Consider the following 21887-nt stretch of genomic DNA (forward strand, 5'->3'; position numbering starts at 1 on the left):
CAAAAGGTTGGTAAATGGCTTGTTAAATCTCCCTTTAGGGGAATATAAACTTGCTCTATGTTGTAATTCCAAACTTCAATAAACCTTTCAAAAATTACCAGTATCTTTGCAGCTTCATTCACCACCGTGAATATTCTATGAGCGATTCTATCAAGCATGAGTGCGGAATAGCACTCCTTCGGCTCAAAAAACCATTGCCATTTTACCGTGAAAAATACGGGACGTCATTCTACGGCCTGAATAAATTGTATCTCCTTATGGAGAAGCAGCACAACCGCGGACAAGATGGAGCTGGTGTAGCCAATATTAAATTAGACATGAAGCCCGGCAACAGGTTTATAAGCAGGGTAAGGTCAAATAGTCAACGGCCAATTCAAGATGTTTTTGACGACATAAACTCACGCTTCCGTCAGTTGGAAGACACTGATCCTGAGAAATTGAAGGATGTTGAGTGGTTAAAGCAAAATGTAGGTTTTACCGGCGAGTTGTTCTTAGGTCACGTGCGTTATGGTACATTTGGCCACAATGGCATTGAAAGTTGCCACCCGTTTCTGCGTCAGAATAACTGGAAAACCAGAAACTTAGTTGTTGCCGGAAACTTTAACCTGACCAATGTCGATGAGCTTTTTGATCTGCTTGTGAGTATTGGCCAGCACCCAAAAGAAAAATCTGATACAGTAACAGTACTTGAAAAGATCGGTCATTTTCTGGATGAAGAAAACGATCGAATAGTTGACAAATACCGATCACTAGGCTACAGCAAGAAAGATATTACAGCCAAGATAATTGAGCATTTAAATCTGCCCGAAATATTAAAACAAGCAGCTGAAGATTGGGATGGTGGCTACGCTATGGCGGGGCTTTTGGGCCAAGGAGATGCCTTTGTACTTCGCGACCCAAACGGTATTCGTCCCGCTTTCTACTACGAAGATGATGAAGTGGTAGTAGTAGCATCTGAACGTCCTGTTATTCAAACTGCTTTTAACCTTACGGCAGATAAAATCAAAGAAATTCCCCCTGGAAATGCTTTGATTGTAGCCCATGACTGCAAAGTTTCGCTTCATGAAATACGCACTCCCGGCAAACGATTAGCATGCTCGTTCGAGCGTATTTACTTTTCGCGCGGAAGCGACAAAGATATTTACAAGGAGCGACTTGAGCTGGGTAGAACAATGGTACAAAGTGTTATGAAAACCATTGACAATGATATTGATAACAGCGTTTTCAGCTTCATTCCAAACACCGCCGAAGTAGCTTTTTACGGCATGATGAAAGGGCTTGAAGATGAGTTGAATGACCAAAAATTTAAGCTCATTTCAAAACTTGGCTCCGATTCTACACCCGAAAAATTACGTGAAATTCTGTCTATGCGTCCCCGTATGGAAAAAATTGCGGTAAAGGACGCCAAGCTCCGCACTTTTATTACGCAAGATGAAGCGCGTGATGATATGGTAGCTCACGTGTATGATGTTACCTACGGCGTAGTGCGCCGCGGCGTTGACAATTTGGTGGTTATTGACGATAGCATCGTGCGCGGTACAACCTTAAGGCAAAGTATTATTCGGATTTTAAACAGACTTGAGCCACGTAAAATAGTCATTGTTTCAAGCGCTCCACAAATACGCTACCCCGATTGCTACGGAATTGATATGGCACGCCTTGGTGATTTTGTTGCTTTTCAGGCGGCTATTGCCTTAAATCGTGAAACCGGAAATCAAAAGCGTATTGATGCCGTTTACAAAAAGTGCAAGAATCAGGAAAAGCTTCATAAATCTGAAATCAAGAATTACGTAAAAGAGATTTATGATCCCTATTCTTACGAAGAGATTTCAGCCAAAATTTCCGAACTTCTCACTCCAGAGGATACTAAGTGCCAAGTGGATATTGTTTATCAAACCATTGAAGGCCTTCATCATGCTTGTCCTGATAATCTGGGCGATTGGTATTTTTCCGGAAACTATCCAACAGCGGGAGGTAATAAAGTGGTGAATCGTGCTTTTATTAATTGGTTCGAAGGGAGTAAGGAGAGGGCTTATTAGGTGGTTTGTTCTTGGTTTTTTGTGATTGGTGATTGGTGTTTAGTTTTTGGAAAGGTTAAAAGGATGTCTGTGCTGTCCGGAATGAATGATTTAAGACAAACTTTGTTATTCAGATTTCTTCATTCGCAAGAATTTCCTTTTTTTGGATTTAGAAACGCGGGTTTCTAAACGCTCTGTTTTCAAAACTCCAAAACCAATGGCTCCAAAATCATGTTTGAAAAATCCCTTATTTCTGCTTTGTCTATTGACCATTTCCGCTTTTGAAACAGCTGCTCAAAACACGATTTCTAATGCAGACTCAACCTTTTACCGTCAAAAAATAGCAGAGCTTGACAGCGCATTAGCCATCAATGGTATTGGAAATTCCAGAGTTTACAATCTAGCAGCCTATCATTCACTACTTGGCGAAAAACAAGCATCGATATCTTATTTGCAAATGGCTGTTGACAATGGTTTGATTATTTTAAATGCTAATGTAGATCCTGATTTAGAGAATGCAAGAACAGCAGAAGAGTGGCCGGCAATTCGCAAAAAGATTATTGGAAACTGGTATAAATATTACCCTTTCGGGGATGCTCACTATGCGCTGGAGTTGATTAAAATGAGAGATAATTATCTGCGGAAGCGAGAACAAGTTGAAAAGGACAAAGAAAAGTATGGCGATGAATCTGACGAATATTGGATGACGATTAAGGAAACGCGAAGAATAGCTACAGAGAACGGCGAAAAATTAGACAGCCTTATTAACCTTCATGGTTGGCCGAGACAGAATTTTGTGGGCCAGGCACAAACCAGAGCCGCGGCAGTTGTGATGATATATAGCGATGTGGACATCCAAAAAAAGTATATAAACGAAATTGAAAAAGCTGTGGAGTACAATGAAATTGAAGGCAGATACCTTGCAATTATTCGCGATAAAATTCTAATTTCCGATGGTGAAAAACAGCTCTATGGCACCCAGTACTTGTACAATGATTCGACAGAGATGATGGAAATTGCGCCAATTGAGAATGAGATAGATCTGGATAAGCGTAGAATTGAATTGGGGTTGGATTCTATGGATGTTTATTTGGAAGGACTGAATGTGATTCGGAAATGATTTAACGCACTCCGAAGATTCAAAAAGTAGTCAAAAATTTATAATGGAGATAATCGCTACTTTAGCTTATCAAAACCAGGTCTGATGAAATCGAAATTAACATTATCAATTAATGAGCAGGTTATTTCCGATTCAAAGAAATACGCCCGTAATCATGGAAGGAGCTTGTCAAGTATTGTGGAAGAATATCTCGAAACTTTGGTTAGCAACGAAAACGTAAGGCTGTTAGATATTGTACAGGAATTGAAGGGTTCAGTAAAGACACCAGAAGATTTCACTTCGTATAAGGAAACTCTGGAAGATGCTTTGTTAGAAAAATACATTAAAAGTTGATTTCGCAACCTTGAAGCTCAGAAAGTAATTAATTTGAATAAAATAGAGATGGACTAACCCTTGAAACCATTCCCTGTTAATAGCACTTCTCACCATTCTCGCCGAGCGTTATCCACTAATCCCAATCTGCTCCTTCTTTTTATCCACCAGTTCCTTAAACTCAACCTTGCGTTCCTGTGTAAGAAAGCTATTGTCAATAAGTTCTGGCCAATTTGCCATTCCTTTTTCAATACGATTCCAAAGATTGTCAATAGCTTTTGGTGGGATACCCGCTCTTTGCATTGCCAAGTTAAAATCATTCCTTTTTATTTTCTGCTTCTTGCCATTTAAGTTCAATGCCAAGTCTTCGGTATCATCGGGCAGTAGCAATTGCGAAGCAATTATATCATAAGCCGGCGACAGTTGATATGAATTGTCCGAGAACGCGATAAGCGAAAAGTTCTTTAAGTGCATATCGTTATTGCCCATTAAAAACGAAACAATGACTTGCTCATAAAAATGAACTATGTCTTTCAACGGATTTCTTGAATAGGTTAAAATCCCCTTTGCAATTTGCTCGTAAGAGCCGCGGTACTTATGCTCTGTTAACCGTTCTGTAAATTGGCAAGCATCTTCCATAGCAAATTTATCTCCATTCGCATTTCGATCAATCCGCTTGGTTAGATAGGCAAGTTCACCACTTTTCAAGGGTATTAGCAAGTTTGGAACAGTCGCAATACCACAAGCATTTGTCAAAAGCATACACAGAGCTTCCAATTCTGGCATTTGCGGATATGGCGCAAAAGGTGGTTTTAAGATAAATTTTCCGTGTAAGGCACCAACAATAGTTAACCGATTTTCTGTTTTTCCTTTCTTAAAATCAAGCGATAGTTTTGGCTGAACACCTGTAACTGTGATGCGTTGAGCTACATTCTCTTCGGCGAGATTTTCAATATCTGCCAAGTTATATTCTAATAACTCCACTGTTAGATCCCTTCCCCAGAAGTTGGCAAGGCAAGTTTGATGATATCGTGAATCACCTGGGTTTAAAGCCGTATGACAAGCCAGACAATTATTCATTTCCAATTACGCTTACATTTCCAATGCAATCTCGGCAAGCAGCCAACAGCAAACCCATGCGATCTCGCGGATTGATTTTCCAATTCTTTTCTACAATTTCAAGTAGCCATCCTTCAGGTATTAATCCATCAAAAAAGGGAAACATGAAATCCGATTTAAAGGCATCCACCTGAAGTGGTAATGTCAATGAAACAGGTGTAGTTTTGGCCAATTTCAAATAGACTGAATCATACTGAAAGCTGTAACCTTCATCATGTTCAGCTATTAAGCCTGCCTTTAGATTATTTACCCAAACTTCTCCTTGTCTCATCGCTTAGTGGTGTTGGGGTTAATTGATGACCAAAAAAGAGTAAAACCTGGTTTACCTTATCAGTCATTAAGTTCGGCTTTCCTTGTTCCAGATCGCGCACAAACCGCAATCCTACTCCAGTCAAATCTGATAATTCAAATTGGGTCATCTTGCTCTCTTTTCTGCGTGATCTTACAAATTCAGACGTTGCATTATTTCGATTCCAATTTTTCACTTGTATACCTTTACGGGTACAATATAAGATTTTGTTTCATATTTATACCTTTTGGGGTATATGTTTGATTTATTTATGTCTTTTATACCTTTATGGGTATAATCGATAAATAAGCTTTACCAATGCTCACGCTCGCCCCATTGCATTCCTCTTGGCGAAAAGCCTCGTCGGATGCAGAAAGGGGCGAGCCTATTGCACGTCTTAGCGTTCCGCGAAACACGCTAATTTATTAAAGTCAAAGATTTAAGTTGCGTTGCATTTATTGGATGAAATAACTCCCTTACAAGAAGTGTGTGGTGGTGCCCTTTAGGGATAGGGTGCGGGAAGGCATTGAATAGCAAGCGTATATGACGAATCTAAATTTCCGCCGTCTAAATTTTACAAACGATGTGTAAGATTAGACGACCTTTAGGGAGTGGCTACGTAAGTAAAAGTTCCCAAGCTATAAACTTGGCGACCGGGCAAGTCGTAATTCCACTTTCAAGCAGGTTTCAAACTACACATCGTAATTCCGAAATTCGTAATGCAAAAACCTACTTCCTCTTATAAACCGGCACAGTGCTACAAGGCTCGCCAAACATAAGCGACTTTACAACCGGAGTCAATCGCGCCGCCAATGCCCCAAAAGCAGAAAAGTCAATCGCTTTATCACCACAGCCTTTCACCATTACTCGCTGATCGCGAAACTCTTCTAAATCCAGTTTTTCGATACGCTGGAGCACAATATAAGATGCATATTCCGCAGGTTTACCGAAGTAGATGTGCTGCGTATGCGGAGCAAGCGACGAAGCAATAAGCATAAAAGCCCAATTGGGAACAATGGCATCGACACTGCAAAAAACCGCAACATACTTATTGTCAAAAGCAGACCAATCTGTTTCAGAAATATAGGCTCTAAAATCTTTTTCCTTTAAGGCAATTCCCTGCCATAACTGGCTCGCAATATCGATAGTCTGAATCTCTTCGTCAGAAGTAAACCGACTCATCTCCAAAACATTGAGACCGGCATTCGCGATTTTATTTACAATTGGCTTATCGTCCATTATAAAAATCCAAGTTCAAGTTGTGCTTCTTCGCTCATCATATCTTTGTCCCAAGGCGGGTCGAAAGTGATTTCTACTATCGCTTTTTTAACCTGTTCCAGGCTTTCCACTTTCGCTTCAACTTCGGCTGGTAGCGATTCTGCAACCGGGCACGATGGCGAAGTAAGTGTCATAGAAATTTTCACTTCGTTATCGTCGCTAATGGCAATATTGTAAATAAGACCAAGCTCATAAACGTCAACGGGTATTTCGGGGTCGTAAACCGTTTTAACTACGGAAATGACCATATTTTCTAAGTCTCTTTTATCCATTTTGGTTTGATTTTGCCTGAAAGGCTAAAGCGTATAACTTCATTTTTTTTACCATTGACACAAGGCCGTTTGAGCGGGTAGGCGAAAGGTGCTCTTTCAAACCTATTTTGTCAATAAAATTCAATTCGGCCGCGAGAATATTTCCTGGATTCTGATGGTTTAACACCCGAATCATCAAAGCAATTATTCCTTTGGTAATGATGGCATCGCTGTCGGCTGTAAAGTCAATTTTACCTTCTTTGTCAAGCTCGCCATGCAGCCAAACCTGCGATTGACAGCCTTTTATCAGGTTTTCCTTTGTTTTGTGGGCGTCATCAATCAGCGGCAGGTTTTTTCCTAGGTCAATTATATGCTCGTACTTATCCATCCAGTCTGGAAGGAATTCAAACTCGTCAATAATCTCTTGTTCAATTTCTGCTATTTTCTCTGGCATCACTTCAACATTTTTACAGCGCGTTTTACAGCGTCTGTAAGCAAATCAATTTCTTCAAGCGTATTGTAAACGGCAAATGAAGCGCGCACGGTTCCCGGAAGTCCAAACTTATCCATAAGGGGCTGAGTGCAATGGTGTCCGGTACGAACAGCTATTCCCAACTTATCGATTATCGTACCGATATCTGTTGGGTGCGTTCCTTCTACAATAAAAGAAACAACGCTTGCTTTTTCAGGAGCGGTTCCAATAAATCGAATGCCTTCAACTTCGCTAAGGCGCTCGTGGGCATAAGCAACAAGCTCCTGCTCAATCCGAGTAAGCTTTTCAAAGCCAATCTCTTCCATGAAATCAACTGCCGCAGAAAGTCCAATTGCGGCTTCAACATTCGGCGTGCCGGCTTCGAATTTAAAAGGCAATTCATTGTAGGTCGTTTCTTCAAACGAAACATTCTTTATCATTTCGCCACCAGCTTGGTAGGGCGGCATTTCATTGAGTATAGCTTCTTTACCATACAAAATACCGCTACCGGTTGGTCCGTACATTTTATGACCGGAAATCACGTAAAAGTCGCAGTCAATATCCTGAACATCTACCTTTTGATGCGGTGCAGCTTGTGCGCCATCTATCAGCACCAGCGCACCTTGTTCGTGCGCCAGTTGGGTGATTTCCTTCACGGGATTTATTGTCCCCAGCGCATTGCTCACATGTACAATGCTTACCAGCTTGGTTTTATCGGAAAGCTTTTTGCGAAAGTCGTCCATGCAAAGCGATCCATCTTCGAGCACATTTACCACAACCAGCTTTGCCCCCGCATCTGCGGCAGCTATTTGCCATGGCACAATATTAGAATGGTGCTCCATTTCCGAAATCAAAATCTCATCGCCCGGTTTAAGAAAACTTCTTGATAATCCATAGCTTACCAGATTGATTCCTTCTGTAGTTCCTTTCGTAAAAAGAACTTCTTTGGTGCTTTTTGCATTGATAAAACCACGCATTTTTTCACGCGCTGCTTCGTACTTTTCTGTAGCCAGCTGGCTCAAAAAATGCACACCGCGATGCACATTGCTATGATCGAAACTATAATAATTTACTATGGCATCAAGAACCGCTTTTGGCTTTTGCGATGAAGCAGCATTATCAAGATAAACCAGTTTATGGCCGTTCACTTCCCTTTTTAAAATAGGAAATTGTGCTCTTATTGCTTCATTTTCCAAAACCGTTTTCGCTTCGAGATTGTTCATTTTATGCTTTTGATAATTCGTGAGAAATTACATCTTCAATATACTCCCGCCACACCGGATTTACCATCGTGTTTAACACATCTGCGGCAAATGCACCAACCATCATTTTTCTGGCGCTGGTTGCAGAAAGTCCACGAGTACGTAGGTAGTAAATCGCTTCATCGTCAATCTGTCCCGTCGTACTTCCATGGCTACATTTTACATCATCTGCGTAAATTTCCAGCTCCGGTTTTGAGTTTACCGTCGCATCATCGCTCACCAAAATATTTCCATTGCTTTGAAAAGCATTGGTTTTTTGAGCGTGCGGACGTACATAAACCTTTCCGTTAAACACAGCAGTAGATTTTCCAAGCATTACCCCGCGGTACAATTCATTAGAATCGCAATGTGGCTGCTCATGATCCATGATGGTATGGTTATCAATATGTTCTGATCCATTCGGAATGTAAAAGCCATTCAGATTGGCAGTCGTATTGCTCCCTTTCAAACGCACATTACCATTATTGCGCGTCCATTTGCCGCGCATAGTGAAATTGTTGTGGGTGAAGTTTGCATCCCCAGCTACAACAGCGTCGAGTTGTTGCATGTGGTAGCTGGTATCATTTCCTTTTTGAATCACGTCAATTCCCAAGGTGCTATTTGCTTCAAGCTGCACTTCAAGCGCCGTGTTGCTTAGCGTTGGGTTTTCACTTTCGTGAATGTGAAATTCGGTAATTTTTAGCTCTGCGCCTGTTTCGAGATAAATAACACTTCGCGGCTGCGAAATAGTCGTATCACCAGTATAAACGTTTATAATGTTGATAGGCTTTTCAAGAGCTATGTTTTTGCTTACGCGAATGGCATAACCATCTTGCGGAAGCGCAGCATTCAAAGCGAGAAAAGGCGAAAGAGAATAATCCGTATAAGGGGCTAAATCTGAAATATAGCCTTGTTTCGCTTTCGCGAATGTAGATATTTCCAAACCTTTCACATCTTCCATTTCAGAATTTGCTTCGCTGTAAACACCGTTTACAAACACCATGCGCGGTGTGATTTCTTCAATAGAAATTGGCAATTCGGGCAAATCAAAATTATCTGCAAATCGCCAGCTCTTGTTCGCTATTTGGCCGGTACGGGTATATTTCCAGTATTCCTGCTTCGTGGTAGGAAACTCAAGAGTTTCCAAAGCTTTCTTCGCTTCATTTCTGCGCGATTCGAACGCTGCAGGAACTTTGGCAAAGTAGCCATCAGTAAGTGTGCCGGTTAGGGCGTTGAGTTTTGTTGTGTCTTGCAATATTTCCATAACTATGCAGGTACATTTTCTTGCTTAATCCAATCGTATCCTTGCTCTTCGAGCTTAAGCGCCAGTTCTTTACCGCCGGTCTTTACAATGCGACCATCAAAGAGAACGTGAACAAAATCTGGAATAATATAATCGAGTAAGCGCTGGTAATGGGTAACCACGACGAATGAGCGGTCGGCTGCGCGAAGCTTATTTACACCATTCGCTACAATGCGCAAGGCATCAATGTCCAGTCCGCTATCTGTTTCGTCAAGTATTCCGAGTTTTGGTTCGAGCATAGCCATCTGAAAAATTTCATTTCGCTTTTTCTCACCACCCGAAAAACCTTCGTTAACACTTCTACCAGTCAGCTTGTTATCAAGCTCTACCAGCTTCGATCGTTCCTTCACCATCTGCAAAAATTCCTTCGCAGAAATGGGATCTTGACCATGGGCTTCACGACGCTCATTGATAGCCGCTTTCAGGAAGTTGATATTGCTCACTCCCGGAATTTCTACCGGATATTGAAACGCCAAAAACACACCTGCGTGCGATCTTTCATCGGGATTCATTTCCAGTAAATCTTTTCCCAAAAAGGTAACAGATCCTTCAGTCACTTCAAAGTCTTCATTTCCTGCAAGGACTGCCGCCAAAGTACTTTTGCCTGATCCATTCGGACCCATAATGGCGTGTACTTCACCCGGTTTAACTTCAAGTGTTAATCCTTTTAATATTTCTTTGCCATCTACGCTGGCATGTAAATTTTTTACGCTTAGCATGTTGCTTATCTTTTCTAAATATTCTTATCCTACACTACCTTCCAAAGAAATGGCGAGAAGCTTTTGTGCTTCAACCGCAAACTCCATCGGCAGCTTATTTAAAACATCTTTACAATATCCATTAACAATTAGGCTAATGGCTTTTTCTTCACTAATTCCACGTTGAAGGCAGTAAAAAATCTGGTCTTCACCAATTTTAGAAGTAGTGGCTTCGTGCTCAACTTTGGCTGTGCTGTTACCTACTTCTATGTAAGGAAATGTGTGTGCACCACAGCGATCGCTCATAAGCAGCGAGTCGCATTGCGAGAAGTTTCGCGCGTTTTTCGCAGATTTATTAATCTTAACCAGTCCGCGGTAAGAGTTTTGGCTCTGACCTGCCGAGATACCTTTTGAGATAATCGTGCTTTTGGTGTTTTTACCAATGTGAATCATCTTGGTTCCCGTATCGGCCTGCTGATAATTATTGGTTACAGCCACCGAGTAAAATTCACCAATCGAATTGTCACCTTTTAAAATGCACGATGGATATTTCCAGGTAACTGCCGATCCGGTTTCTACCTGTGTCCACGAAATTTTTGAATTCGTTTGGCAAAGTCCGCGTTTTGTAACAAAGTTAAAAACACCACCTACTCCTTCAGCGTTTCCAGGATACCAGTTTTGAACGGTTGAGTATTTTATCTCTGCATCGTCGAGCGCGATAAGTTCAACTACAGCGGCGTGCAACTGATTTTCATCTCGGCTTGGAGCCGTACAACCTTCCAGGTAGCTAACATAGCTACCCTGATCTGCCACTACAAGTGTGCGTTCAAACTGTCCGGTTTGGGCTTCGTTGATTCTAAAATAAGTCGATAACTCCATTGGGCAACGCACCCCTTTCGGGATGTAAGCAAATGAACCATCGGTGAAAACCGCACTATTGAGCGCAGCGTAAAAATTGTCGCCTTTTGGTACAACGGTACCAAGATATTTGCGCACCAATTCCGGGTGTTCTTGTACTGCTTCGCTAAACGAACAAAAGATAATGCCCAGCTCGCCAAGTTTTTTCTTAAACGTAGTTGCCACAGAAACACTATCCATCACAATGTCAACAGCCACACCCGTAAGGCGCTTCTGCTCATCAATTGAAATACCAAGCTTTTTATACATTTCCAGCAATTCCGGATCTACTTCATCCAGGCTGTCCAGCTTTTTCTTTGGCTGTGGCGCCGAGTAGTAATAAATATCCTGAAAATCGGGTTTCGGATATTTTACGTGTGCCCACTCCGGCTCATCCATTTTAAGCCATATTTTATACGACTCAAGACGGTATTCGAGCAACCATTCCGGCTCATTTTTCTTTGCTGAAATAAAGCGAATAATATCTTCGCTAAGTCCAAGGGGAGCTTTATCTGATTTTATATTTGTAGTAAAACCGTATTTATATTCGGCCCCAGTTACTTCCTTTAATAATATATCTTCGTTAGATGCCATCGATTTTCTGTTTTATATTGAGAAACTCTCGCCACAACCGCAAGTGCGATTGGCATTTGGGTTGATAAACGAAAATCCCTTTCCATTTAGTCCACCCGAATAATCGAGTTCTGTACCTATCAAATAGAGATAGCTTTTCATGTCAACAACGATTTTAACGCCATTGTCTTCAAACGATTTATCGCCATCTTTCATTTGCGTATCAAAATTTAACTCATACATCAGTCCGCTGCATCCGCCACCTTGCACGCCTACGCGAATAAAGGCATCCGGACCGGCACTCTTTTCTGATATAATGCGCTTCACTTCATCTCTTGCGCTATCTTTTACTTTTATCATACTTCTCCTTTACTTAATCTAACTAACCATCTAAAAGACCTTTTGTTATAAGAAAGTTATCTTTATTTAGATTAATTATAAATTGCAATTACGGTGCAAAAATACCATCTTTTAGCGATTGAAACAAACTTCTTTGTTTTGTATTTGGAAATGCCATATAGATAAGATTGATACAATGACAATATGGAAGCAATTCGAATTGAAAAATTTCTCCAATGAACGATGTCGTAATATCTCAAGTAGGTTTAATATTCATTCGTTAAGACCTTTCAAACTATTACCTTTGCGCTCTCTAAATGACAAATTGCAATAACCCAAAAGTCTATTTGGGTTATTAAAGCAGGCCTTTTGTAAAAAAATGTTGTTGGTTTCAACCTCATGCCTTTGGCTTGATCTTAGATTTGCGCTCGGAGTTTACCAAGCCACAGGCATGGCGGTTAAAAAAAACAGAAATAATGGAAAGAACAGAATTAGAAAATCTCGGTGAATTTGGCTTGATAAAGCGCTTGTCAAAACATATAAAAAATTCAAATCCAACCACTGTTTTGGGCATTGGCGATGATGCAGCTGTAATAGACGCTGGCGATTATTACACACTGATTACCACAGATATGCTTATGGAAGGTGTACACTTCGATTTATCGTATGCACCACTAAAACATCTGGGGTACAAATGTGCCATTTCAAACTTTTCTGACATCTATGCAATGAATGGAAAGCCAACACATATGGTGGTTTCCATTGGCTTGAGCAATCGATTTTCGCTTGAAGCAATTGAAGAACTTTACGCCGGAATTATTAGCGCTGCCGAAGTTTACGGAGTAGATATAGTTGGTGGAGATACGGTGAGCAGCAAAAGCGGATTGGTAGTAAATATTGCCGCTTATGGAAAAGTCGATAAAGACAAAGTAGTTTATAGAAGCGGCGCAAAAGACAAAGATTTGCTCGTAGTTTCGGGCGACTTGGGTGGTGCTTATATGGGCTTGCAGATTTTAGAGCGCGAGAAAGCAGTGTTTGAATCTACGCCAGGAGTTCAGCCCGATTTGGAAGGTCATGATTATATTTTGGAACGCCAGCTGAAACCAGAAGCGCGTAAGGACGTGGTAGAGATTCTCGCACAACTTGGGGTTAAACCCACTTCTATGATCGATATTTCGGATGGATTGGCTTCTGAAGTTTTGCACTTGTGTGATAGCAGCGCAGTTGGAGCGCATCTTTACGAAGAAAAAATTCCGATTGATCCAACCGTAGTTTCTGCTGCTACAGATTTCAATCTCGATCCCACAATATGTGCATTAAACGGTGGCGAAGATTATGAATTGCTTTTTACCATTGCTCAAAGCGATTACGAAAAACTGAAAGGCAACCCACATTTCACCTTCATAGGCCATATTGAAGAAGGTAGCTCGCCAACACTCGTTGCGAGAGACGGTACGGCACATGAATTAAAAGCTCAAGGTTGGGATGCCTTTTTGGAAAAGAAGAAAGGGGATTCGGAAACTGACAGCCAAGTGTAAAATAGTTATTTGAATTACAATTCTCTATTCGAACTTATGCTCCGACGGTCTTAGTGAATAAATAAGGGTATTGGCCCTTTTACACTAACGCCATCAACATAATATTTCGGTATTAGTCACTTATGTGGTAAAGATTGCCGCAGGGTAAATACCACATGTCTAAAAACCAAAAACTAATCACCAAGAACTAATCACCAAAAACACCTTCACAAAACATCTTTTTCCGGAGCACGTTCACGCACCAATTGCGCCAATGGTTTACCCAAAATTTTCGCATCTGCCCACGATTTAAAGTCGAAATATTCAAAAGCAATTTTATTTTGTGGATCTGTCTCCAAGGCTTCCATTTTGTTGGCAAAGTCTTGAAAAATAGAATTATGAGATTGATCATTATCCGCTTTTGACACATACGACATCAACTCAATAAACTCATTTTCAAAATCATGTTTGCGTTTTCGCAGCTTTAATTGACGCTTCAAACTTTTTAGGCTATGCGGAATAGCATCGTAATTACCAAGTTCGTATTGAATTAGGATGTGCATAATTTTTCCAAAGCAATACTGGTCTTCCGATTTTTCTATCGGAATGGTATTGAGCAATTTATTATTCCATGAAAGTGCTTTCTTAAAATCATTGGCAAGGATATATATGGTCGAAATAGTGTGATAAAAACCTGCTTTGCGTACATCGCTTAGTTGAGTATCCCATTTAGCCAGGCCTTTTTCTACTTCTTTCACGGCGGCTATTCCCCGCTCTACATTCCCCGAAAGGGCACATATGGCAAGCTCAAGACTATAGGTGTTTGTAAAAATGCGCAATTGCAGGTCGGCAGTTATTTTACTGCGAAGTTTCACTGGCATATTCCTACTTTTCTGTAAATAAGTATCCACATCACTAAATAAATTCAGCTTTGCGCTTATGTAGATGATATTTGTAATGGCCGAAATATAGATAGACGGATCGCCTTTCACCAGCTCCAACCGCGATTCCATAAGTTCAATATTCCTTTTTAGAATCTTATGGCAATTTATGTAATCGCCTGTGCTGAAATAAAAAGCGCTTTGGGTATGAAGGGACAAATAATCGGCTTCAAAACTTATAGGATGAGAATCAGAGAATTCTTTAATTTCTTCAATTTGGGTTCGCAATAGATTTACGTCATTGGGCTTACGAACCTGACCTTGCTTAAACAGTTTCGCAAAAACCATACTTTTTCGGTGCCAAAGCCCTGCTTCTGCATCCAGTATTTTTAAAATTTTCAATTCGCGATTGGCTAATTTCTCTATTGTATTTTCTTCGGCGGATTCATAATTATTGAGCTCGGCTAGGCGCTTTTGGTGTTTTATAATTTGAAGGAGCGCAATCCACTTTTCATTTTTATCAGCTATTTTTTCTGCCGATGAAAGAATCCGTCTGCATTGATCGTACAGTGCTTTATCAAAAAGTATTTCGGCATAATGCAGGTAATAATTCAGTTCAGAATCTACTGAACTTTCGGAGTGAAAGGCATCCAGGCTTTTAAGCATTTGATGGTACAACCTGTTTTTGCTAAGTGAAAATGCCGATTTTGAACTGGACTTAAAGAGTTTTTCAAGAATTTTCTCTTCGTCATACACACTCTGCTTTTCAATTGCTTCAAAAAGTTGGAGATAGGCGGTTTTGTCTTTCGCCGAATGGCGCACTGCGAATTTTTTAAAGTACCGCTTTTCTGTTCCAGTAAGCGAATGGATGAGTTGATGCAGGTGGTTGGAAACTTTGTTGGCCATAAGGTTTTTGTAAAACTTTTGCAATTCATCAAAGATGATTGCTTAAAACAAACCTTCTGAAGGGTGCTTATGCCGCGTATCTCACAATGCAGTGAAAGCTAAAGATACAACAATTCAGGAGAAAAAATGAAAAAAAAATCCCGCAACGGCGGGATAAGTTTATTTATAAATGCGGGCTTTAATTTTTAACCACGGTAGGAATAGTGGGTTTTAAACCTTCATCCTCTTCATCACCGTCATCATTAATATAGACAGGAATTGGCTGAAGATTGTTAATTCCCGGTGATTCACAATTTTGATCAATCTCAAAACCCGACTTCATGATAGCCTGTGGATCAGGCGTCTGCGAAGGATTTTCAAGTTCTTCCTTAGCGCAGGACGACACGCCAATCGCTAAAAACAAAACAAATAATATGTTGAGATATCTATTCAAAACTTGTCAATGAGTTATAAAAGTACAAAAGTCTTTCCAAAAATCCCAAGAAATAGGTGTTAATTTTTATTTACCAACGTTTATATGCCTGTATCTTTTAGGTAACAAATTGATGTTTCAAGGATTATTAGGTGTGTTTTGGGTTTTGATTATCTTTCGGTAGTCTTATGAAAACTGTGGTTCCCATTATTTCTCCAGAACTATCTGCTAGTTCCTTTGGCCCTTCTACTCGATAGTTCAAACCGGTCATTTTTCGATATAGTTGGATCCTGCTCTGGGTAATCTCCATCCCTTTTGAAATATGATTGTTGTCCGATCCATTTTTATTCCGCAGACTGGTTTCGATACCAATTCCATTGTCCACAATTTCAATTCTCACTTCGTCTTGAAAATCGCTAATATTAATACCTATTACGCCGTGCTTCTCTGCGGGAAGAATTCCGTGCCAGATACTGTTTTCAAGAAATGGCTGGAGCATCATCGCCGGAATTTCCACCCTTTCGGGATCTATAGCTTTATCGATGTTTATAGCATACTCAAATCTATTTTGAAACCGCATTTGTTCAAGTGAGAGATAAAGCTCTATACGCTCAAGTTCATCGGCGAGCGAGGTCTCATTTTGCTGGCTGCTGTCCAGATTTTTTCGAATAAGTTTCGCAAAACTCGTCAAGTAGCGGTTGGCCGACTTCCTATCTTGCATATTGATATAATATTGTATAGAATTTAATGCATTAAAGATAAAATGCCGGTTCATGCTCGAGTTTAGCGTTTGAGATTCTAATGCCATGAGCCGCGACTGGAATTCTAATTGTAGCGTGGCCCGCTTACGCAATTCTTTTTGAACCCTGTTGCGGTATATGGCATAGAAAAGCCCGACTACCAGTAGCCCCGAGAGAATAAAAAACCAGGTTGATAGATAAAACGGCGGGGTAATGCTGAAATTAAATTTTACCTCGCTTACCAGTTCAGGATCATCAACCGAATAGGATTCCAGCAAAAAGGTATAATCGCCATGCGGCAAATAGGCATACGTTACACTGCGGCTTTTGGTAGGTCCCAACCATTTTTCATCAGCCCCTTCAAGCTTATATCGATACAATACCTTCTGTGGATTATTAAAGTGTACGCCTGAATAATAAAACGTTAAGTAGTTTTGATTGAAATTTAATTCAGGATTTACCGGCAAACCCGATTTTGTTGAAACGCTATCGCCAAGGGCAGCCCAATCGGCATCTTGCAGGAAGAGCTGAACTTTTGATAAATTAAGCGATGGAGCCATTTTTGAGCCCGAGGCATCTCTGTTGGGATCAAATCGTATCGCTCCCGAAGTGGTGCCAAACCAGACTACCTTACCATCATAATAAACAGAATTCTGATTTGTTTCGCCCGTTATTAATCCTTCATAATTTGTATAGTGCTTACTTTTAACTATATCCCGATCGAAAAAGACATCTAATTCTAGCCTGTACAAACCATTGTTGGTACCTATTAATAAGGTAGAATCAGCAAGGCTGGTCAAAAAATTGATGTTGCGCGATGCAAAACCTGAACCAAATTCTACCCTTGTAAATTGAGCTGAATCTTTGTTGAGATAAAACAGCCCGTTAGAAGTTCCGGCCCAGATATTTCCGCGCTTATCTATTTCCAGACAGTAAACCGGTTTATCATTTACCGAGTCGATTTGCATCGTGGTGAAGTCTTGCCCGTCGTATTTAAAAACGTTGCTCTCGGCTCCAATCCAGAGGTCATCACCTTGTTTTACAATGCTTCTGATTCGCTTCCCAGAAAATCCTGTACTATCATTAAAAACAGCCGCTATTGCTCCGGCTGAATTTAGGCGGGCGAAACCATCTTCAGCTCCTACCCAAACGTTTCTGCCTTCCGGCAAAATGGTTGTAATCCGATTTCCAGGAAAACCTGATGTGGCATCAATAATTTTTATTTGACCTCTTTCTTCCCGAAAAAGACCTTGAGAAGTGCCCACCCAAAGCGTTCCATATTTATCAGATTCGATTACCCAAACGGTTTTATTGGGCAATTTTTCGTTGTAGGCATAAGGTGAAAAATCAATTCCATTAAAAACGGCTAGTCCATTATCATAACTGCCAAAAACCAAACTCCCAGTGTCAGTTTGGCAAATGTCCATAGCGAGATCGGAGTGAAGTCCGTCTTGAGTTGTATAACTCGTAAACGAGCGACCTGCTTGAAGTAAAATTCCCTTTCCATCAGTTCCAACCCATAAATTACCTTCGCGATCTACATCAAGCGATTTTACATTTGAATACTGCAAGCCCTGCTCTTCTCTAAGTACTGTAAATTTTCCGAATTCATACCGGATAAGCCCTTCTTTAGCTCCCAGCCACAACTCCCCGTTTGGTAGCTCGGCCGCGCAGCGAATATGGTCTGATGGCAATCCTGAGGTAGAAGTAAACTGTTTTATCGTTTCATTCTCAACCAGGATTAGCCCGTTTCCGAAAGTGCAAATCACAGCAACTCCATCTTTGGTAAAGATAATATCTGCTACGCTAGGGAAAGTGAGTTCAGAAAGCGGAGGCGGCTTCACTTCGTCATTTTCTATCAGAATTATGCCTTCTCGCGTTCCTACCCAAAGCACTCCGTTCGGTGCGAGTTCTATTGAACGTAAATAGTTATTTGGCAAACCATTCTTAGCAGTGAAAGCAGTGAAGTTCACACCGTCATATTTTAGCAATCCCTCACCAGCAAGAGCAACCCAAAGATTGCCTTCGCGATCTTCAGCCATGTCAAAAATCTTGCTGCGCCCATACTCTTTTGGAAGCGGAATCGTGGTGAAGCCAAGACCATTTTGCCTGCAAAGGCTACCCGTAGAGCCAATCCAAAAATGTTCTTTTCCCTGTAAAAGACAGTTTATTTGATTTGCCGGAAGGCCATCTTCAGTAGAATAGTTTTGAAAATCGTACCCATCAAACCGGCTTAGTCCACCAACAGTTCCTATCCATAAATAACCATTGCTATCTTGAGCAATAGCGCGCACCTGAGATTGAGGTAATCCATCTTTGGTATCGTATTGCACATAGCTTGATTGCTGCGCAAAAGTGATAGCAGAGAAAAAAAATAGGATTAGAAATACGTAGTACGACTTTTGACCCATAATTTACATATCCGCAATACGGTCTAAAAAAACCTGCAGTTTACGTCTTGCAATTGGAATCTGTTTGCCATTGCTCATCACAGCCGAATTACCATCAATCCGGCTAAAGCCTTTAATGTGATATTGCAAGTTGATGATGTGTGACTTATGCGTTCGAAAGAAAACTTCAGAATCGAGTTTGTCTTCATACACCTTTATATTCTTACTGCTGAGTAGTTTTTTGCCATTGGTCAGATAAATCATTGTATAACTCTCTGAAGCTTCCAGATGTACAATATCCTGATAGGCAATTATTTCATAGCCTTCGCGCATGGGAATGGCTATTTTTTCATTTGCCGTACGGCGAATTAAAGCTTTTATCTCCTCAAGCGAATTATTGGGCTTCTTAGCTTTTACACCTGCCTTTTTGACCGCATCTTGCAGATCTTCAATATTTATTGGCTTCTCCAAATAATCAATTGCTTGTGCCTTTATTGCTTTTAAAGCATATTCGTTATGAGCAGTTGTGAAAATAACCGAGAGATTTTTATTGCTGATACTTTCTAAAAGTTCAAAGCCATTTTCATTTGGCATTTTAATGTCCAAAAATAAAATATCAGCATCGCTTTCGCTGAAATATTGCCGGGCTTCTTCGGCGCTGCCAGCTTGAGCTATAGAAGTAATTTCCGGACAGTATTCGCCAATAATAAATTTCAGATTTTCGCGGCAAAATAGTTCGTCATCTACAATAAGAGCTTTCATAACTGGTGGATTTGAAAGCCTTAATTTATGACAAAAAAATTACCACAAATGACTCTTTGAGCGAAAAGGTGGGCTGGTTGATTTAACCGCTGCTCTGGTTTATTTTGAGTTTAGAGGCTTTTTACTAACCAGTTCACGCTTCCGCGAAAATAGATGCACAATGAACATCTCTAAGACCGAGAGAATAGCTTATTACATTTTCTCTTTTACTCTCTTGGCATTTTCTTTAAAAATTTCGATATAATAATCATAGGTTTCCTGATCGTATTCATCTTTTTGAAGAGCAAGTTTTTCAGAAGCGGTAGTGTACGCTTTATAAGCTTCGGCATATTCACCCAGATTTTCTAAAGCTTCACCTTTACTATCATAAATATTGGCATCATCAGGAAACGCTGTACTTCCCCAGTCGAAAAAAGATAACGCTGTTTGCCACATATTTGCGCCCGCGGCCAAATATCCATAATTATTAATATCATCTATACTCGGTTTGGAAGGATAGCCCAACCATTCAGAAAGCCCTGAGTAATAGTTCTGCACATTTTCAATGTAGGTAGTGCTATCGGTTTCTAACCAGTCTAAAGCTTTGTTTTCGTTCAGCTGAATTGTATTTGCAAAAGCTACAAGGCCTTCGCTGACTGAGCGCGGGGGAGTAAGACCATGGCTCAATCCATTATACGTTTCATATTGCCAAATAAAACCCGGTTGCGGGTGAGCTTTGTAGATGGAGTCAAGCTTGTTACTTGATTTTCTAAAATTATTCTCCATATCGCCCTCAGTGCCGGCTGTCATAAAGTGAAAAGCTTGAATCTTACTCCCATCAGTAAGAGACTTATTGAGGTTAAACGCCAGTTGTTCCTTGTCGTAAACCGTATTTGGACTAATTGAGATTACACCTTTGAAAAGTTCGTTTTGAGTAAAAATGCAATCACTTACAAAAGTCCCGGCCAGAGAATGACCAATACCTAAACGTAACGGTTTTGTACGATAGGTGCGCTCAACCAATGGAAAAACTTCGTTTGCCAGAAAATCTTCCAGCTTATCCGATTCTCCTCCCCATTCAGCTTCTTTTCCAGTACTTCTCGCTTTGGGTGTGAATTCTTTAGGGCGATCATCTGTTCTTATACCCACTGCAATAAAAGGTGGAAACTCACCCATACCATATAAATACTCGGCCATATGAGAGGTCATTGTGAAATAAGGATCAAACTGTCCATCAAAAATATAGAGTACCATAAAGCTGTCTGCCGGCATTTCTGTATAAGAAAACGGAACGTAAACATCTATCTCTCTGGTAGTTTCATAGGGTTTACTTTCAACTTGATGTTTAAACGTTTCACCTACAAAATTTTGAGCTGACAGGTTCAATGTAATCAGTAGCGAGCAAAGTAGCTGAAAATATTTCATGGTTTTAGGATTTGTATTGACCAAAGGTACAGACAGAGTTTCTATGAAAATTGGTTTTTTGGGACAATTAGTCTGTGCTCCAAAAAGTATCGGCATTTCCGTATTGCTTTAGCTTTTCAAAAAAATGTCGCGGGTTAAAACCCGTTATTTGTTTGAAATTTTTGATAAATGCAGGTTGGTCGTAATAGCTGTGCTGCAGAGCAAGTTCTGTAAATGACGTTTTCTTATCTGCCTGCTGATAATTGTTGAGCGCCTGCCTAAAACGAATAAGGCTCTGGTAGGTTTTCACTGAACAAGCCAGGTCTTTCTGAAAATCTCGCAACACTGTTTTCCTACTCACTTCTTCGTTTTCGGCCAATGTTTGAACCGAAAGTTCACAACCTCTTTCGAAAAGTATATCCAAAACGGATTGGAGTCTCTGATTGGAAAATTCCTTTTTCTGCGAAAGCAAAAATGTATCTAATTCGGTAACTGGGGAGTTTTCAGATTTCAAAAGCTTTTTGACTAAATCCTGATAATCATTTCCAAATCCGGTAAAGAGATTTACTCGCTCCGGCGCTATTTCAGAAAAGGGTTTATCTATAAAATGATTGAGCCCAAGCGGTTCAAAAGCTATTCCAAGTTTGTAAAAGCGCCCTTGAAGATTTACATTTAAAGCTGCATCGTAATTGCGAGAAAATAATGTGGTAACCGGCTTATTTCTATTCGGTGTAATATGTGATCCTAAGTTCGAAAATTCGACATTAGAAGCTACATAAGAGGTGATAGCGTTGCGGTAATGTGGGTAGTACTGAAACTGCTCTTGATAATTACTACGTTCATTTTTGTGAATATAATAACTAAAGTTTCGCACATCTAAAAGTACACTAAAACATGATATTTATTCTTTTAATCTTCCTCAAGAAATTGATTTAACCGTTTGATATTTGGGATATTGTTAATGGTTGTTCCAAAATCGGTTTTGG

General features: G+C 40.4%; 21 protein-coding genes. 4 read left to right on the top strand and 17 right to left on the bottom strand.

Features of this window, described 5'->3' with window-relative positions; translation table 11 throughout:
- The first annotated feature begins 137 nt into the window (after positions 1-137).
- The 3 genes from G3O08_RS16460 to G3O08_RS16470 all read left to right on the top strand — a co-directional run bounded on the left by G3O08_RS16460 (position 138) and on the right by G3O08_RS16470 (position 3471).
- Positions 138-2039 (top strand): amidophosphoribosyltransferase, encoded by a 1902-nt coding sequence (locus G3O08_RS16460; protein ID WP_163286553.1) that lies wholly within the window; start codon positions 138-140, stop codon positions 2037-2039.
- A 196-nt stretch (positions 2040-2235) separates the two neighbouring features.
- On the top strand, positions 2236-3138 hold the full coding sequence (locus G3O08_RS16465; protein WP_163286554.1) for a DUF6624 domain-containing protein: 903 nt from the start codon (positions 2236-2238) through the stop codon (positions 3136-3138).
- An 84-nt stretch (positions 3139-3222) separates the two neighbouring features.
- On the top strand, positions 3223-3471 hold the full coding sequence (locus G3O08_RS16470; RefSeq protein ID WP_163286555.1) for a DUF6364 family protein: 249 nt from the start codon (positions 3223-3225) through the stop codon (positions 3469-3471).
- Positions 3472-3579: 108 nt separating this feature from the next.
- On the opposite strand, the gene G3O08_RS16475 is transcribed toward G3O08_RS16470, so the two are convergent.
- The 11 genes from G3O08_RS16475 to G3O08_RS16525 all read right to left on the bottom strand — a co-directional run bounded on the left by G3O08_RS16475 (position 3580) and on the right by G3O08_RS16525 (position 11931).
- On the bottom strand, positions 3580-4434 hold the full coding sequence (locus G3O08_RS16475; protein WP_317164095.1) for a HipA domain-containing protein: 855 nt from the start codon (positions 4432-4434) through the stop codon (positions 3580-3582).
- A gap of 88 nt (positions 4435-4522) precedes the next feature.
- Complete coding sequence (locus G3O08_RS16480; RefSeq protein WP_163286557.1) at positions 4523-4840, bottom strand: HipA N-terminal domain-containing protein; 318 nt, start codon at positions 4838-4840, stop codon at positions 4523-4525.
- Positions 4812-4988, bottom strand: coding sequence for a helix-turn-helix domain-containing protein (locus G3O08_RS16485; RefSeq protein WP_204336913.1), 177 nt, complete (start codon positions 4986-4988; stop codon positions 4812-4814). Before G3O08_RS16485 ends, G3O08_RS16480 begins: the two co-directional genes overlap by 29 nt.
- 599 nt (positions 4989-5587) lie before the next feature.
- Complete coding sequence (locus G3O08_RS16490; protein WP_163286559.1) at positions 5588-6097, bottom strand: DUF2480 family protein; 510 nt, start codon at positions 6095-6097, stop codon at positions 5588-5590.
- Positions 6097-6408: an iron-sulfur cluster assembly protein gene (locus G3O08_RS16495; protein WP_163286560.1), complete on the bottom strand. Its 312-nt coding sequence runs from the start codon at positions 6406-6408 to the stop codon at positions 6097-6099. The genes G3O08_RS16490 and G3O08_RS16495 overlap by 1 nt, the downstream gene beginning before the upstream one ends.
- A complete protein-coding gene (locus tag G3O08_RS16500) occupies positions 6401-6841 on the bottom strand; it encodes a SufE family protein (protein WP_163286561.1) in 441 nt (146 codons plus the stop codon). The genes G3O08_RS16495 and G3O08_RS16500 overlap by 8 nt, the downstream gene beginning before the upstream one ends.
- Complete coding sequence (locus G3O08_RS16505; RefSeq protein WP_163286562.1) at positions 6841-8082, bottom strand: cysteine desulfurase; 1242 nt, start codon at positions 8080-8082, stop codon at positions 6841-6843. The genes G3O08_RS16500 and G3O08_RS16505 overlap by 1 nt, the downstream gene beginning before the upstream one ends.
- Position 8083: 1 nt before the next feature.
- The gene (sufD, locus tag G3O08_RS16510; protein WP_163286563.1) at positions 8084-9364 is read right to left on the bottom strand and encodes a Fe-S cluster assembly protein SufD; all 1281 of its coding nucleotides are present in this window, start codon (positions 9362-9364) and stop codon (positions 8084-8086) included.
- Positions 9365-9366: 2 nt separating this feature from the next.
- Positions 9367-10122, bottom strand: a complete 756-nt coding sequence (gene sufC / locus G3O08_RS16515) for a Fe-S cluster assembly ATPase SufC (protein ID WP_163286564.1) — start codon at positions 10120-10122, stop codon at positions 9367-9369.
- A gap of 24 nt (positions 10123-10146) precedes the next feature.
- Positions 10147-11592, bottom strand: coding sequence for a Fe-S cluster assembly protein SufB (sufB, locus tag G3O08_RS16520; protein WP_163286565.1), 1446 nt, complete (start codon positions 11590-11592; stop codon positions 10147-10149).
- Positions 11593-11604: 12 nt separating this feature from the next.
- Positions 11605-11931, bottom strand: a complete 327-nt coding sequence (locus G3O08_RS16525) for a HesB/IscA family protein (RefSeq protein WP_163286566.1) — start codon at positions 11929-11931, stop codon at positions 11605-11607.
- 455 nt (positions 11932-12386) lie between these two features.
- Here G3O08_RS16525 and thiL point away from each other — a divergent pair, with 455 nt between their 5' ends.
- Positions 12387-13448 (top strand): thiamine-phosphate kinase, encoded by a 1062-nt coding sequence (gene thiL, locus G3O08_RS16530; protein WP_163286567.1) that lies wholly within the window; start codon positions 12387-12389, stop codon positions 13446-13448.
- A 206-nt stretch (positions 13449-13654) separates the two neighbouring features.
- Here thiL and G3O08_RS16535 read toward each other — a convergent pair whose 3' ends face one another.
- From G3O08_RS16535 to G3O08_RS21760, 6 genes are all read right to left on the bottom strand, one after another.
- Entirely contained in the window at positions 13655-15214 is a 1560-nt protein-coding gene (locus G3O08_RS16535; protein ID WP_163286568.1) for a hypothetical protein, read from the bottom strand.
- A gap of 178 nt (positions 15215-15392) precedes the next feature.
- Entirely contained in the window at positions 15393-15647 is a 255-nt protein-coding gene (locus tag G3O08_RS16540; RefSeq protein WP_163286569.1) for a hypothetical protein, read from the bottom strand.
- 127 nt (positions 15648-15774) lie between these two features.
- Positions 15775-18777 carry a ligand-binding sensor domain-containing protein gene (locus G3O08_RS16545; protein ID WP_163286570.1) on the bottom strand — a complete coding sequence of 1001 codons (3003 nt, stop codon included), beginning with the start codon at positions 18775-18777 and terminating at the stop codon, positions 15775-15777.
- Positions 18778-18780: 3 nt separating this feature from the next.
- Positions 18781-19518, bottom strand: coding sequence for a LytR/AlgR family response regulator transcription factor (locus tag G3O08_RS16550; protein WP_163286571.1), 738 nt, complete (start codon positions 19516-19518; stop codon positions 18781-18783).
- A 192-nt stretch (positions 19519-19710) separates the two neighbouring features.
- A complete protein-coding gene (locus G3O08_RS16555) occupies positions 19711-20922 on the bottom strand; it encodes an alpha/beta hydrolase-fold protein (RefSeq protein ID WP_163286572.1) in 1212 nt (403 codons plus the stop codon).
- Between the two features lie 67 nt (positions 20923-20989).
- Positions 20990-21775: a helix-turn-helix domain-containing protein gene (locus G3O08_RS21760; RefSeq protein WP_163286573.1), complete on the bottom strand. Its 786-nt coding sequence runs from the start codon at positions 21773-21775 to the stop codon at positions 20990-20992.
- Positions 21776-21887: the final 112 nt, after the last annotated feature.

It is taken from the genome of Cryomorpha ignava (assembly GCF_010686655.1).
Classification (GTDB): Bacteria; Bacteroidota; Bacteroidia; order Flavobacteriales_D; family Cryomorphaceae; genus Cryomorpha; species Cryomorpha ignava.

What these genes read in the sequence shown, in the direction of transcription:
- sufC (WP_163286564.1), bottom strand. Translation starts at nt 10,122, where the DNA reads ATGCTAAGCGTAAAAAATTTACATGCCAGCGTAGATGGCAAAGAAATA.
- G3O08_RS16535 (WP_163286568.1), bottom strand. Translation starts at nt 15,214, where the DNA reads ATGGCCAACAAAGTTTCCAACCACCTGCATCAACTCATCCATTCGCTT.
- G3O08_RS16525 (WP_163286566.1), bottom strand. Translation starts at nt 11,931, where the DNA reads ATGATAAAAGTAAAAGATAGCGCAAGAGATGAAGTGAAGCGCATTATA.
- sufD (WP_163286563.1), bottom strand. Translation starts at nt 9,364, where the DNA reads ATGGAAATATTGCAAGACACAACAAAACTCAACGCCCTAACCGGCACA.
- G3O08_RS16555 (WP_163286572.1), bottom strand. Translation starts at nt 20,922, where the DNA reads ATGAAATATTTTCAGCTACTTTGCTCGCTACTGATTACATTGAACCTG.
- G3O08_RS16550 (WP_163286571.1), bottom strand. Translation starts at nt 19,518, where the DNA reads ATGAAAGCTCTTATTGTAGATGACGAACTATTTTGCCGCGAAAATCTG.
- G3O08_RS16485 (WP_204336913.1), bottom strand. Translation starts at nt 4,988, where the DNA reads ATGACCCAATTTGAATTATCAGATTTGACTGGAGTAGGATTGCGGTTT.
- sufB (WP_163286565.1), bottom strand. Translation starts at nt 11,592, where the DNA reads ATGGCATCTAACGAAGATATATTATTAAAGGAAGTAACTGGGGCCGAA.
- G3O08_RS16500 (WP_163286561.1), bottom strand. Translation starts at nt 6,841, where the DNA reads ATGCCAGAGAAAATAGCAGAAATTGAACAAGAGATTATTGACGAGTTT.
- G3O08_RS16480 (WP_163286557.1), bottom strand. Translation starts at nt 4,840, where the DNA reads ATGAGACAAGGAGAAGTTTGGGTAAATAATCTAAAGGCAGGCTTAATA.
- G3O08_RS16505 (WP_163286562.1), bottom strand. Translation starts at nt 8,082, where the DNA reads ATGAACAATCTCGAAGCGAAAACGGTTTTGGAAAATGAAGCAATAAGA.
- G3O08_RS16460 (WP_163286553.1), top strand. Translation starts at nt 138, where the DNA reads ATGAGCGATTCTATCAAGCATGAGTGCGGAATAGCACTCCTTCGGCTC.
- G3O08_RS16545 (WP_163286570.1), bottom strand. Translation starts at nt 18,777, where the DNA reads ATGGGTCAAAAGTCGTACTACGTATTTCTAATCCTATTTTTTTTCTCT.
- G3O08_RS16490 (WP_163286559.1), bottom strand. Translation starts at nt 6,097, where the DNA reads ATGGACGATAAGCCAATTGTAAATAAAATCGCGAATGCCGGTCTCAAT.
- G3O08_RS16470 (WP_163286555.1), top strand. Translation starts at nt 3,223, where the DNA reads ATGAAATCGAAATTAACATTATCAATTAATGAGCAGGTTATTTCCGAT.
- thiL (WP_163286567.1), top strand. Translation starts at nt 12,387, where the DNA reads ATGGAAAGAACAGAATTAGAAAATCTCGGTGAATTTGGCTTGATAAAG.
- G3O08_RS16465 (WP_163286554.1), top strand. Translation starts at nt 2,236, where the DNA reads ATGGCTCCAAAATCATGTTTGAAAAATCCCTTATTTCTGCTTTGTCTA.
- G3O08_RS16495 (WP_163286560.1), bottom strand. Translation starts at nt 6,408, where the DNA reads ATGGATAAAAGAGACTTAGAAAATATGGTCATTTCCGTAGTTAAAACG.